Here is a 13,018-nt window from a genome sequence, read left to right on the forward strand (position 1 = left end):
TCGGCTAGGACGAGACGGGCAGCGGCGCTTCGGCGTCCCACCGCCGGCGCCGGATCTGCACCGGGAGTTCCTCGCCGCGCGCCTCCGCCGCGAACAGTTCCGCGCGGGTCCGGCGCCACCACACGAGCATCCGGAAGGTGCCCAGCGCGAGCACCGCGACGACGGCGAGCAGCGCCACCCGGAACGTCCCGCCGGTCCATTCCAGCAGCACGCCGACGGCCAGCGCCGAGATCGTGGTCGCCACGAAACCGCCGACGTTCACGACACCGGTCGCGGTGCCGACGCGCGAGAGCGGGTTGTAGTCCCGTGCCAGCGCGAAGCCGATCATCGACGCGGGTCCGCCGAGCGAGAGGAACGCGAACGCGGGGACCAGGACCGCGATCGGGATCGACCCCGGCCAGCCCAGCAGGACCGCCCAGATCACCGCGGCACCGCCGATGTACCCGCCGACCAGCGGCATCCGCAGCGACGGGCGGCGTCCGATCAGGCTGCCGATGAACGGTCCGCCGATCATCGAGCCGAACACGAACACGATCAGCAGCGAACTCGCGGTCGCCTTCGGGAAACCCTGTCCCTGCACCAGGAACGGCACACCCCACAGCATGGTGAGCACGTTGGGCGCGAACATCGTGCTGAAGTGGACCCAGAATCCCAGCCGGGTCCCCGGTGTCCGCCACGCTTCGGTCACCTGGCGGCCCAGCACCTTCGGATGCACCTTTTCGCGCGGTGGCACCGGTTCGCCGCGCGGCGTGTCCTCGACCCGGAGCACGACGACGGCGGTGTACAGCGCGGTCACCAGGCCGACGGCGAGGAACGTCGGGGTCCAGCCGGGGCCGTCGAGCAGCAGGCTGAGCGGCAGGGTCGCGGCGAGGTTGCCGACGTATCCGATGGCCGCGGTCAGCGCGGTGAGCAGGGCGTACTGGCGGCCCGGGAAATGCGCGGCGATCAACCGCAGGACGCTCACGAAGGTCAGCGCGTCACCGAAGCCGAGGACGGCGCGGGCGAGCAGGCCGAGCGGGTACGAGTCGGCGACCGCGAGCAGGATCTGGCCGAGACCGAGGATGAACACGGCGCCGGTGAGCACGCGGCGCGGGCCGTAGCGGTCGACGAGGACGCCGGTGGGGATCTGCATCGCGGCGTAGACGCCGACCTGCAGGACGGTGAACGTGCCGAGCGCGGCCGCGCCGACGCCGAAGCGTTCGGCGGCCTGCAGCCCGGCGACGCCGAACGACGTGCGGTGGAAGACGGCGAGCAGGTAGACGGTGACGGCGGCGAACCAGATGAACCAGGACCGGCGTGTGGCTCGGCCTGTCACAGTGATTCCTCCTCGGAAAGGTAGTCGGGCGAGACGAGACGCCCGCACTGCCGCCTCATATAGTTGTAGCTCCTAAGCAACGGCGAAACATACCCGTTACCCAGGTGGTATTCGCCACAGCTCGCTCCGCCCACTCCCGCATTCAGTCCTCTGAATGCGGTGGTTGCACGCGCAAGTACCGCATTCAGAGGACTGAATGCGGGAGGGTCAGGCCGTCCGGACGGCGCCCTCGACGGCCCAGCGGCCCGAGCGCCAGCGCACCAGCAGGGTCACCAGCCGGAGCAGCATGAACAGCGAGAGCCCGGTCCAGATCCCGGCCAGTCCCCAGCCGAACGCGAGCGACAGCCAGATCAGCGGCAGGAAGCCCAGCGCCGCGCTGAAGAGCGTCGCGTTGCGCAGGAACGCCGCGTCGCCCGCGCCGAGCAGGACACCGTCCAGCGCGAACACCACCCCGGCGATCGGTTGCAGCGCGACGAAGAACCACCACGCGTGCGGGATCTCGCCGAGTACGCCGGCGTCCGACGTGAACACCTGAGGCAGGACGCCGGCCAGTGACGCGAACACGACCCCGAGGAAGCAGCCGAAAGCCAGGCCGTACCAGGTGATCTGACTGGAAACACCCCTCGCCCGTTTGCTCGCACCGGCGCCGAGCGCCGCCCCCACGAGCGACTGCGCGGCGATCGCCAGCGAGTCCAGTACGAGGGCGAGGAACGTCCAGAGCTGCAGCACGACCTGGTGAGCGCCGACGGCCTCGGTGGACGTCCGGGCGGCGACAGCGGCGGCGGAGACGAAGCAGGCCTGGAAGGCGAGGCTGCGCAGGACCAGGTCGCGGCCGAGGCCGAGCTGGGCGCGCATCACCTTCGGCTCGGGCCGCAGCGGCACCCGCTCGCGGACCAGGGCCGCGATGAACAGCGACGCCGAGATCACCTGCGCGACGACGTTCGCGATCGCCGAACCTTCCAGCCCCCAGTCCGCGCCGTACACCAGCAAGGGGCACAGGACGGCCGAGATCCCGTTGCCCGCCAAGACATAGCGCAACGGTTTCGCGGAATCCTGGACGCCGCGCATCCAGCCGTTGCCCGCCATCGTGATCAGGATGAACGGCGTCCCGAACAGCGCGATCCGCAGCCACGAGACGGCGGCGTCGGTGATCGCGTCGTCCCCGGAGAGCACGCGCGCGATCGGCCCGGCCAGCAGCTGCCCGGCGACGATCACGACGAGACCGACGAACACCGCCAGCCAGGTCGCCTGGACGCCTTCGCGGACGGCCTCGGGACGACGTCCGGCGCCGTGCAGCCGCGCCGTCCTCGACGTGGTGCCGTAGGAGAGGAACGTCAGCTGGCTCGAAACCTGCGACAGCACGACACCACCGACGGCGAGCCCGGCCAGCGGGAGCGCGCCGAGATGCCCGACGACGGCCGTGTCCACCAGGACGTACAGCGGTTCGGCCGCGAGTACGCCGAGCGCGGGCACGGCGAGTCCGAGTACGCGTTTCGGCGGGACGCGTTCGTCGATGTCAGAAGCTTCAGGCACCCGTGCAGACTAAGGGTCCGGTACGACAGTCCCATCCGGCGGGAAGACGATTACCGGCAGCTCGGCGAGCCCTCGCGTCCGGAACGACGGCCGCCACCGCAGCTCCTCCGGCGCCACCGCGAGCCGCATCCCCGGGAATCGCTTCAGCAGCATCCCCAGACCGGTTTCGAGCTCCAGCCGGGCCAGCGGCGCGCCGAGGCAGAAGTGCGGTCCGTGCCCGAATCCGACATGCGGGTTCTCCGTGCGGTGGACGTCGAGCACGTCCGGATCGGGGAAGCGTGAGCCGTCGCGATGAGCCGAAGCGACGGCCAGCATGACCGTGTCCCCCGCCGGAATGGTCACCCCGCCGATCTCGACGTCCTCCAGCGGGAACCGCCGGATCGCCAGTGGTCCCGGCGGTTCGAACCGGAGCAGTTCGTCCACAGTGGACGGCAGAAGGGCCGGATCGGCGAGGACCGCGGCCAGCTGGTCCGGCCGGGCGAGCAACGCGGCGACACCGTTCCCGATCTGGTGCACCACGTTCTCGTATCCCGCGAACAGCAACAGGAAGGCCGCGCTGAGCAGTTCGTCCTCGGTGAGTTCGTCGAGCGTCACCAACGTGCCGAGCAGATCCTCGCCGGGTTCCGCGCGTTTGGCCGCGATCAGCCCGGTGAGGAAGCCGTACATCGCCACGAGGGCTTCCTTGGCGTCTTCCGGGCTCGCGGGCAGCAGGATCCGGTCGGTCCAGCCGCGGAACCCGGACGCGTCGGCGGCCGGGACGCCCAGCAGTTCGCAGATCACCGCGATCGGCAAGGGCGCCGCGTACTCGGCGATGAGATCGGCTCGGGAGGACAGCCCGTCCAGTAGCTCCCCCGCGATCTCGGCGACCCGCGGCCGGAGCCGCTCGACCTGCCCGCGGGTGAACGCCTTGCCGAGCACCTTCCGCAGCCGTGTGTGCTCGGGCGCGTCCATGTTCAGCAGGTTCTTGTCCAGCGCCGGCGGCAGCGACAGCCCTCGGTAGCCGCCGCTCGAAGTGGCCTTGTCCAGTGACAGCCGGGGATCCCCCAGCAGCGCGCGGACGTCGTCGTACCCCGTGACCAGCCAGACCTGGGCGCCGTCAGGGGTCTCGGCGCGGTGCACCGGCCCTTCGGCGCGCAGGCGGGCGTAGGCCGACGCGGGATCCTTCAGGAACTCCTCGTCGAACCGGATCACAGCAGCGGGGCCCGCCGCAGTGCCGTCTTCAGCTGGTCGAGCACCTCTTCCGGACCGCCCTCCGCGGTGCACCCGGCGGCCTGACGATGTCCGCCGCCGCCCAGTTCACCGGCCGCGGCCGAGACGTCGACGCCGCCCTTCGATCGAAGCGAGACCTGCCACCGCCGCCGCGGCCCCGTCGGCTCGGCCTCCTTCAGCACGACCGCGACCCCGGCCTCGCGAGTGGACCGGACGACGTCGACGACCGACTCCACCTCTTCGGAACGCACGGTTCGCGCCGCATCGAGGGTCACGACGGCGTACGCGAGCCCGAAGCCCTGTGCCTCCTCCGGTTCGAGCCGGGCATCCGAAAGCACCTCCGAGAGCATCGGCAGCCAGGCGAACGGGTGATCGTCGACGATCTCGCGGACCACCTTGTCCGGGTCGACACCGGCTTCGAGCAGCTTCGCGGCCATCAGGTGCGTGGACGGCCGGGCCCGGCGGAAACCGCTCGTGTCGGTCACGAGGCCCGCGTACAGGCAGCGCGCGATCGGCTCGTCGAGCTCGGTGCCGAGTTCCTTCAGCAACGCGAAGACCAGGACGGCGGTGGCCTCGGCGGTGTCGTCGACGACGTGTTCGGTGCCGTAGAAGACATTGGACGCGTGGTGGTCGATCACCAGCACGTCACCGCCGGCCGCGCGGACCGCGTCCACACGCGACGCGAGTTTCCCGAGCCTGCCCGGCGTGGGCGTGTCGAGCGCGACCAGCAGCTGTTCTGACTCCGGAAGCTCGCTCGCGGGGACGTAGAGCCCGCCGACGTCCAGGCTCCGCAGGGTTTCGGGCATCTCCTCGGGCTCACCGACCGAGACGCGGACCTTGACGCCGCCTCTCAGGTGGAGGGCCCGGCCGAGCGCCAGCGCGCTGCCGAGCGCGTCCGCGTCCGGACGGACGTGGCCGAGCAGTGTCACGTCGTTCGCGCGCGCCAGCAGGGCGGCGGCGTCCTTGAGGTCCTGCGCCAAAGTCGTCGTCACAATGAGTCAAGCTACGCTCTACGGGATGTCCGAGTACGCGATCCTGGTCTACCCGTCCGCCAACCGGGTCTACACCGACTCCACCCCGGCCCTGCTGCGCGCGGAGCTGGCGGTGTTCGGCCTGTCCGCGCTGGAGACCGTGATCTCCGAGATCGGCGAGACGGAATTCGGCGGCGTCGGCTACATCACCTTCACCACGCCCGCGCCGCTGAGCGAACGCGATCTCGCGCTCCTTTCGAACCTTTCCGCGCTCTACGCGCTGTTCGAGGTCGGCGACGGCGTCCTGAAGCCGGTCACGATCAGCCCGCTGGCGAATTTCGACTCGGATCTGCTGACCATCCAGAAGTATCCCGGCAAGACGAACGAGCTGTTCACCAAACTCCTCGTCAACGTCACCCTGCTTTCGACCGCGAACCCGACGGCGCTGCTGGACGGGCCGCTGCATCTGCTGGACCCGCTGTGCGGCCGCGGGACCACGCTGAACCAGGCGATGATGTACGGCTTCGACGCGACCGGCCTCGACGTCGACGGCAAGGACTTCGACTCCTACGAGCTGTTCATCAAGACCTGGCTGAAGCAGAAGCGGATCAAGCACACAGCCGAATCCGGTCAGGTGCGGCGCAACAAGGTCCGGTTCGGCAGGCGGCTCGACATCGGGTTCGGGATCACCAAGGAGCGGTACAAGGCGGGCGAGGTCCGCAAGCTCAGCTACCTCAACTGCGACACGCTCACCACGGACGAGATGCTGCGGCCGAACTCGGTCGACCTCATCGTCACCGACGCCCCCTACGGCGTGCAGCACGGCAGCCACCGCACTCAGGACGCGTCGCTCGCCCGCAGCCCGAGCGACCTGCTCGCGGCCGCCGTCCCGGTGTGGACGCGGGTGCTGCGCCCCGGCGGCGCGCTCGGCATCTCGTGGAACACGAACGTCGCGCCGCGTTCGGAACTCGCCGCGATCCTGGACAAGGCCGGACTGGAGGTCCGCGAGGACGGCCCGTTCGCCGAGTTCTCGCACCGGGTCGACCAGGCGATCGTGCGTGACCTGATCGTCGCCGCCAAACCCGCCTGACCCACTCCGTCCCCGGCCGCCGCAAGTAGTCCTCTACTTGCGGCGGCCGTGTTTCCACCATCTGGAACCGGCACCGGCTTCGTTGACCGGAACGGGCAAGCCTTCCTAAAGTCGGTCCGACGAGAAGGAAAGCGGCGATCAATGCCGCGTCGATGACATTTCCTTTTCGACCTTCCCGCTTCCGGCCGATTCGTGCTGCCCATTTCCCGTGAGACAGGTGTCTTATGACGAGTGATCTCGACGCGCCTCCGGCGCCGCCACCACCGGCACCGGCCCGGCCGGAAGAGCGCTTGAAGATCGTGCCCGCCCGGCGGCCGTTGACCTGGCTGGCCGCGGCCGTCGTCGCCGTCCTGGTGGCCATGGCCGGGCACGCGCTGGTGACCAACCAGGCCTGGGAATGGTCGGTCGTCGCCGATTACGTGTTCGCCGACGCCGTTCTCTCCTCCGTTGTCCTGACGGTGGAATTGACGGTTTTCGGCGTGGTCGCGGGATTCGTACTGGGCACGGTTCTCGCGCTCATGCGCATTTCCCGGAATCCGCTCCTGCGTTCGGTCAGCTGGACCTATACCTGGATCTTCCGGTCGGTACCGCTCATTCTCCAGCTGCTTTTCTGGTACAACCTCGCCATTCTCTACAATCAGCTTTCGTTCGGGATACCGTTCGGCCCGTCGTTCGTCTCGGTGGACACGATGAGCCTGATCCCGCCGTTCCTCGCGGCCGGGCTCGGACTGGGCCTGCACCAGGCCGCCTACTCCGGGGAGATCGTGCGGGCCGGGTTCCTCTCGGTCGACCAGGGACAGCGGGAGGCGGCCGCCGCGCTGGGCATCCCCGCCGCCCGGCAGTTCCGCAGGATCGTGCTACCCCAGGCGATGCGCTCGATCGTGCCCAACGCGGCGAACGAGATCATCGGCATGGTCAAGAACACCTCGCAGGTGTACGTGATGGCGCTACCGGAACTCTTCTACCAGGTCCAGGTGATCTACAGCCGCAACGGCCGCGTGATCCCGCTGCTGCTGGTGGCCACCGCCTGGTACCTGCTGCTGACCACGCTCCTTTCGGTGGCGCAGTTCTACGTCGAGCGGCATTACGCCAAGGGCGCGTTGCGCACCGTCCCACCCACACCCCTGCAGAAGGCCCGAGCCGGCCTGGCGAAACTGAAGGCGGTGGCCCGGTGAGCGACGACTTCAAGGTGGACGTCCGGGGCGTGCACAAGGCGTTCGGCACGCTGACCGTGCTCGACGGGGTCGACCTCCAGGTCCGGACGGGCGAGGTGACCGTGGTGCTGGGCCCGTCCGGCTCCGGCAAGTCCACCCTGCTCCGGCTGATCAACCACCTCGACCGCGCCGACCGCGGCTTCATCAGCGTCGGCGGCGAACTGATGGGATATCGGCGCTCGGGTGACCGGCTGTACGAACTGCGCGAACGCGAAATCCTCAAACAGCGCACGCGGATCGGGTTCGTGTTCCAGAACTTCAACCTGTTCGGGCACCTCACCGCGCTGGAAAACGTCATCGAGGCACCGATTTCGGCGCAGCGCCGCTCCCGCGCCGAGGCGACGGACCACGCACGCGAACTGCTCACGCTGGTCGGGCTCGACGACAAGGCGGACACCTATCCGCGGCAACTGTCCGGCGGACAGCAGCAACGGGTCGCGATCGCCCGCGCGCTCGCGGTCCGCCCGGAAGTCCTGCTGTTCGACGAACCGACGTCCGCGCTCGACCCGGAACTGGTCGGCGAAGTGCTCGACGTGATCAAGAAGCTCGCCCGCGACGGCACCACCATGATCGTCGTCACCCACGAGATCGGCTTCGCCAGGGAAGTGGCCGACACCGTGATGTTCATGGACGCCGGCCGCGTCGTCGAACAAGGCCCTCCCGCGCGGATCCTCGACGCGCCGGAACACCCTCGTACCAAGGCATTCCTCGAAAAAGTCCTTTGAGAAAGACCGGGAGTACCACCGTGAGAAAGCTCTTGTACCCGATCCTGCTCCTGTCCACGGCCGCATTGGCCGCGTGCGGGACGACCGAGGCCGCGGCCCCCGCCGCACCCCAGCCCGGCACCGAGGGGATCAACATCACCGCGCAGCAGAACCGGATCCGCGCGCAGAAGGTCGACGCCGTCGCGAACCTCGTGCCGAAAGCGGTGCGCGACACCGGGAAACTGACCGTCGGCACCACCGGCAACGGCACTCCCCCGCTGTCGTTCCGCGCCGACGACGACAAGACGGTGATCGGCGTCGAGACCGACATCGCGCAACTGGTCGCGGACGTGCTGGGCCTGGAACTCGACCTCCAGGCGACGTCCTGGGAGAACCTCTTCCTCTCCGTGGAGACCGGCCAGTACGCGGCCGGGTTCTCCAACATCACGGTGACCGAGGAACGCAAGGACAAGTACGACTTCGCCACCTACCGCAAGGACACCATCGCCTTCGAGGTCAAGAAGAACCGCGACCTCACCGTGAAGGAGCCCAAGGACATCGCCGGGCTCAAGGTGGGTGTGGGCTCGGGCACGAACCAGGAGCAGATCCTGGTCCGCTGGGACGAGCAGAACAAGGCCGCGGGCCTGAAACCGGTGGAGTTCCAGTACTTCCAGAACACCACCGACTACTACCTCGCCCTGCAGTCCGGCCGGATCGACGCCTACGCCGGCCCCAATCCGACGGCCTCGTACCACGTCGCCGTCGACGGGCAGACCAAGATCGTCGGCACCGTCTCCGGCGGCGGGCAGATCCCGGCCGACATCGCCGCGATGACCAAGAAGGGCAACGGCCTCGCCGAACCGCTGCGCCAGGCCATTCAGAGCGTGCTCGCCAACGGCCAGTACGGCGAGGTGCTCGAACGCTGGAACCTGGGGAACGAGGCCGTGGAGGCTTCGCGGATCAACCCGCAGGGCCTCCCGCGCAAGTAGTCCTCTGGATGCGGTAGTCGGCATCACCGACTACCGCATCCAGAGGACTGAACGCGGAGGAATCGGCAGGGGTCAGCCGGCGAGGTGGTGCTGGGCCACCTCGCGCAGCTGGATCTTGACGTTCTCCAGGGCCGCCGTCAGATCGTCGATCAGTCCGACGGCGTTCTGGATGGCGCCCTGGAGGGTGTCGGAGGTGGCGGTGTGCCCCAGTAACGCCACCACCTGGTTCTGGATCGCCTCGAGTTCGGCCTTGGTCGCGAGCGCGACGCCGGTGGGGACCTGGTCGGCGAGCGCGTCCACCTGCTGGGCCTGTTCCTGGATGCTCATGTCTCCAGGATGACCCCGATCAGGCGATGCGTTCCCCCACGAACTTCACGACTTCGGGAAGGATCTCGCGCCAGTAGTCGTCGTTGTGCTCGCCGGGGGTCAGCTTCGCGACGGCGGGGTCGAGTGCCTTGACGAGTTTGCGGTCGGCGCGGACGAAGGGGTCCGAGTTGCCGCACCACACGCCGGTCGAGGCGGGGTCGATGTCGTCGGTGTGCAGCAGCGGCTCATGCGATTCCCACTGCGCGCGGTCGGCGAACACCTTGCGGGACTTGGCATCGGGCCAGCTGAGGAACAGGGCCGCGCTCGCGACGGCGACGGCCTTCAGCTCCTTGTGGTCGCGGGCGTAGCGCAGGGCGCCGAAGCCGCCCATCGAGATCCCGAACATCGCCGACGGCGGCTGCAGCTCGCGTTGCGCGAGCCAGCCGGGCAGTTCGTCGGACAGCATCCGCTGCGGGTCGTCGCCCTTGCCGACGTCCACCCAGTAGTTGTCACCGTCGACGGCGGCCACCGCGAACCCGGGCAGCCCGGCGGCGACGACCTGGTCGAGTGCCTTCTGCAGGTCGAGGTCCAGGAACGTCCGGGCGTCCGCGCCGCGTCCGTGGAGCGCGACGCAGACCGGCATCCCGACCTTCGACACGCCTTCGGGCGCGATGATGACGAGGTTGACGTTCTTGTTCCTGGCCGCCGACCGCATCTGCTGCACGGTGACGGCCTCGGTCAACGGGGTCGGGCTGGTCGGCGGGGCCACCGGCGGTGGTCCCAAGATGGGTTTCTTCTCGGCCCCGCAACCCGCCAGCAGCGCCGTTCCCCCGAGCGCCGCGGCTCCGAGCAGCAGGCCACGCCGGCTCACGGCGTGGCCCACTCCCTCAGCTCCGGGTCTCCTCATCGGCGAACTCATCGTCATCGGCCTCTTCCCGCGGCGCCTTGTACGGGTCGGGTTCACCGGCGTGCTGCGCTCCGGTCGCCCGCCGGGCGACCTCCGCGTCGGCTTCCCGGGCCTTCGCGAGGAGATCTTCGATCCTCTTCGCGTCCTCGGGAATGCTGTCGGCCACGAAGGCCAGCGTCGGCGTGTAGCGAACTCCCGTGCCCTGCCCGACCTTCGTGCGCAGGACGCCACGCGCGGACTCCAGCGCCGCCGCGGCACCCGCGTGGTCGGGCGTGGACTCGAGGTTCTCGCCCAGCACCGTGTAGTAGACCGTCGCGTCGTGAAGGTCCGCGGTGATCTTCGTGTCGGTGATGGTCACGTAGTTGAGCCGCGGATCCTTGATGTCGTGCTCGATCGCGTGGGCGACGATCTGCGAGATCCGCTTGGCGAGCTTACGAGCCCGAGCGGGGTCGGCCATGGGGTTTCGTCTCCTCGAAAAGTCTTCTGTCAGTCATCCGGACCGAGCAGCCGGCGGTGCGCGGAAAGCAGTTCGAACTCCGGCCTGCCCGCCACGAAACGCTCACACGAGTCGAGCACGTCACGAATGTGCTCGCCACTCGCGGCGACCACGGCCACACCGACCAGTGCCCGCCGGTGCAGATCCTGGTGACCCGCTTCGGCGACGGAGACGTCGAAACGCCTGCGTACCTCGGCCAGCACCGGCTTGATCACGGATCGCTTCTGCTTGAGCGAGTGAACGTCGCCCAGCAGGATGTCGAGCTCTAAAGCTCCTACGAACATGTGGGGTTCTGGGTTGTGTAGAAGGTGAAGCGGCGCTCCCCCGCCCAGAGCGAGGGAGCGCCGCCGTGTCACTTACGCACGCGGCTTTTCGCGCTGCTCGTAGGTCTCGATGACGTCGCCGACCTTGAGGTCGCTGTACGACCCCAGCGTCAGACCACACTCGTACCCGTCGCGAACCTCGACCACGTCGTCCTTGAACCGCCGCAGCGAGCTGATCGGCAGGTTCTCGGCGATGACGGTCGCGTCGCGGAGCAGACGGGCCCGCGCGTTCCGGCGGATCTCGCCCGAGATGACGAGGCAACCGGCGATCGTGCCGATCTTCGACGACTTGAAGACGTCGCGGATCTCGGCCTTGCCGAGCTCCACCTCTTCGTACTCCGGCTTGAGCATGCCCTTCAGAGCCTGCTCGATCTCCTCGATCGCCTGGTAGATGACCGTGTAGTACCGGACGTCGACGCCTTCGCGGGTGGCCCGCTCGGTCGCCTTGCCCTGTGCACGGACGTTGAAGCCCAGGACGATCGCGTCGGACGCGGTCGCGAGGTCGATATCGGACTCGGTGACGCCACCGACACCGCGGTGGACCACGTTGAGTTCGACGTCGTCGCCGACGTCGAGCTGCACCAGCGAGGCTTCGAGGGCCTCGACGGTACCGGAGTTGTCACCCTTGATGATCAGGTTGAGGCTGTTCGTCTCCTTCAAGGCGGAGTCGAGGTCCTCGAGGCTGACCCGCTTGCGACGCGACGCGTTGAGGGCGTTGCGCGTCCGGGCGGAGCGGCGCTCGGCGATCTGCCGGGCGACGCGGTCCTCGTCGACCACCAGGAAGGTGTCGCCCGCACCCGGCACCGAGGTGAACCCGATGACCTGGACGGGACGCGAGGGCAGCGCCTCGGTGACGTCGACGTTGTGCTCGTCGACCATCCGGCGGACGCGGCCGTAGGCGTCACCCGCCACGACCGAGTCACCGACACGGAGCGTGCCTCGCTGCACCAGCACCGTGGCGACCGGACCGCGACCGCGGTCCAGGTGCGCCTCGATCGCGACACCCTGTGCCTCCATGGCCGGGTTGGCCCGGAGGTCCAGCGCGGCGTCGGCGGTCAGCAGGATCGCTTCGAGCAGGCCATCGATGTTGATGTTCTGCCGCGCGGAGATCTCGACGAACATCGTGTCGCCGCCGTACTCCTCGGCGACCAGGCCGTACTCGGTCAGCTGCTGCCGGATCTTGTCCGGGTTGGCGCCTTCCTTGTCGATCTTGTTGATCGCGACCACGATCGGGGCCTTGGCGGCCTGCGCGTGGTTGATCGCCTCGACCGTCTGCGGCATCACACCGTCGTCGGCCGCCACCACGATCACCGCGATGTCGGTCGAGTTCGCACCACGGGCACGCATGGCGGTGAACGCCTCGTGACCGGGGGTGTCGATGAAGGTGATGAGACGCGGGTTGCCTTCGAGCTCGGTCTCGATCTGGTAGGCGCCGATGTGCTGGGTGATGCCACCGGCTTCACCTTCGCGCACCTTCGTCTTGCGGATCGTGTCGAGCAGTCGGGTCTTACCGTGGTCGACGTGACCCATGATGGTCACGACCGGCGGACGGACCTGCAGGTCTTCTTCTTCACCCGCGTCTTCGCCGTAGGTGATGTCGAAGGTCTCCAGGAGCTCCCGGTCCTCTTCCTCGGGACTGACGACCTGAACGTTGTAGTTCATTTCGCCGCCGAGCAGTTCCAGGATGTCGTCGGACACCGACTGCGTCGCCGTGACCATCTCGCCGAGGTGGAAGAGCACCTGCACCAGCGAAGCCGGGTTGGCGTCGATCTTCTCGGCGAAGTCGGTCAGCGAGGCACCACGCGGCAGACGGATCGTCTCGCCCTGCCCCTTGGGCAGACGGACGCCGCCGACGCTGGGCGCCTGCATGTTGTCCATGTACTCCTGGCGCTTCTGACGCTTCGACTTGCGTCCCTTGCGCGAGGGGCCACCGGGACGCCCGAAGGCACCCGCGGTACCGC

13 protein-coding genes are annotated in these 13,018 nt (G+C 68.6%); 4 read left to right on the forward strand and 9 right to left on the reverse strand.

The features are described 5' to 3' along the window. Positions 1–4: 4 nt before the first annotated feature. From H5J31_RS28740 to H5J31_RS28755, 4 genes are all read right to left on the reverse strand, one after another. The gene (locus H5J31_RS28740; RefSeq protein WP_181775785.1) at positions 5–1,315 is read right to left on the reverse strand and encodes an MFS transporter; all 1,311 of its coding nucleotides are present in this window, start codon (positions 1,313–1,315) and stop codon (positions 5–7) included. 207 nt (positions 1,316–1,522) lie between these two features. Beyond that, positions 1,523–2,848: an MATE family efflux transporter gene (locus H5J31_RS28745; RefSeq protein ID WP_181775786.1), complete on the reverse strand. Its 1,326-nt coding sequence runs from the start codon at positions 2,846–2,848 to the stop codon at positions 1,523–1,525. Between the two features lie 9 nt (positions 2,849–2,857). Next, a complete protein-coding gene (locus H5J31_RS28750; RefSeq protein ID WP_181775787.1) occupies positions 2,858–4,039 on the reverse strand; it encodes a cytochrome P450 family protein in 1,182 nt (393 codons plus the stop codon). Next, positions 4,036–5,049: a DHH family phosphoesterase gene (locus tag H5J31_RS28755; protein ID WP_181775788.1), complete on the reverse strand. Its 1,014-nt coding sequence runs from the start codon at positions 5,047–5,049 to the stop codon at positions 4,036–4,038. Before H5J31_RS28755 ends, H5J31_RS28750 begins: the two co-directional genes overlap by 4 nt. 25 nt (positions 5,050–5,074) lie before the next feature. Here H5J31_RS28755 and H5J31_RS28760 point away from each other — a divergent pair, with 25 nt between their 5' ends. The 4 genes from H5J31_RS28760 (at position 5,075) to H5J31_RS28775 (ending at position 9,025) form a co-directional block, all read left to right on the forward strand. Next, positions 5,075–6,118, forward strand: a complete 1,044-nt coding sequence (locus tag H5J31_RS28760; protein WP_181775789.1) for a TRM11 family SAM-dependent methyltransferase — start codon at positions 5,075–5,077, stop codon at positions 6,116–6,118. Between the two features lie 224 nt (positions 6,119–6,342). Next, the gene (locus tag H5J31_RS28765) at positions 6,343–7,293 is read left to right on the forward strand and encodes an amino acid ABC transporter permease (protein WP_181775790.1); all 951 of its coding nucleotides are present in this window, start codon (positions 6,343–6,345) and stop codon (positions 7,291–7,293) included. Next, positions 7,290–8,057 carry an amino acid ABC transporter ATP-binding protein gene (locus H5J31_RS28770; protein WP_181775791.1) on the forward strand — a complete coding sequence of 256 codons (768 nt, stop codon included), beginning with the start codon at positions 7,290–7,292 and terminating at the stop codon, positions 8,055–8,057. The genes H5J31_RS28765 and H5J31_RS28770 overlap by 4 nt, the downstream gene beginning before the upstream one ends. 20 nt (positions 8,058–8,077) lie before the next feature. Continuing rightward, on the forward strand, positions 8,078–9,025 hold the full coding sequence (locus H5J31_RS28775) for an ABC transporter substrate-binding protein (protein WP_181775792.1): 948 nt from the start codon (positions 8,078–8,080) through the stop codon (positions 9,023–9,025). Between the two features lie 72 nt (positions 9,026–9,097). Here the strand turns inward: H5J31_RS28775 and H5J31_RS28780 are convergent, their stop codons facing one another. The 5 genes from H5J31_RS28780 to infB form a co-directional block, all read right to left on the reverse strand. Continuing rightward, positions 9,098–9,352 (reverse strand): hypothetical protein, encoded by a 255-nt coding sequence (locus H5J31_RS28780; RefSeq protein WP_181775793.1) that lies wholly within the window; start codon positions 9,350–9,352, stop codon positions 9,098–9,100. Positions 9,353–9,371: 19 nt separating this feature from the next. After that, positions 9,372–10,238 carry an alpha/beta hydrolase gene (locus H5J31_RS28785; RefSeq protein ID WP_181775794.1) on the reverse strand — a complete coding sequence of 289 codons (867 nt, stop codon included), beginning with the start codon at positions 10,236–10,238 and terminating at the stop codon, positions 9,372–9,374. Further along, positions 10,219–10,695 (reverse strand): 30S ribosome-binding factor RbfA, encoded by a 477-nt coding sequence (gene rbfA / locus H5J31_RS28790; RefSeq protein ID WP_181775795.1) that lies wholly within the window; start codon positions 10,693–10,695, stop codon positions 10,219–10,221. Before rbfA ends, H5J31_RS28785 begins: the two co-directional genes overlap by 20 nt. A gap of 29 nt (positions 10,696–10,724) precedes the next feature. Next, a complete protein-coding gene (locus H5J31_RS28795) occupies positions 10,725–11,018 on the reverse strand; it encodes a DUF503 domain-containing protein (RefSeq protein ID WP_181775796.1) in 294 nt (97 codons plus the stop codon). Between the two features lie 72 nt (positions 11,019–11,090). Then, positions 11,091–13,018, reverse strand: a 1,928-nt coding sequence (gene infB, locus H5J31_RS28800) for a translation initiation factor IF-2 (RefSeq protein ID WP_181775797.1), incomplete at its 5' end; no start/stop codon positions are given.

The organism is Amycolatopsis pittospori (assembly GCF_013870525.1).
Classification (GTDB): Bacteria; Actinomycetota; Actinomycetes; order Mycobacteriales; family Pseudonocardiaceae; genus Amycolatopsis; species Amycolatopsis pittospori.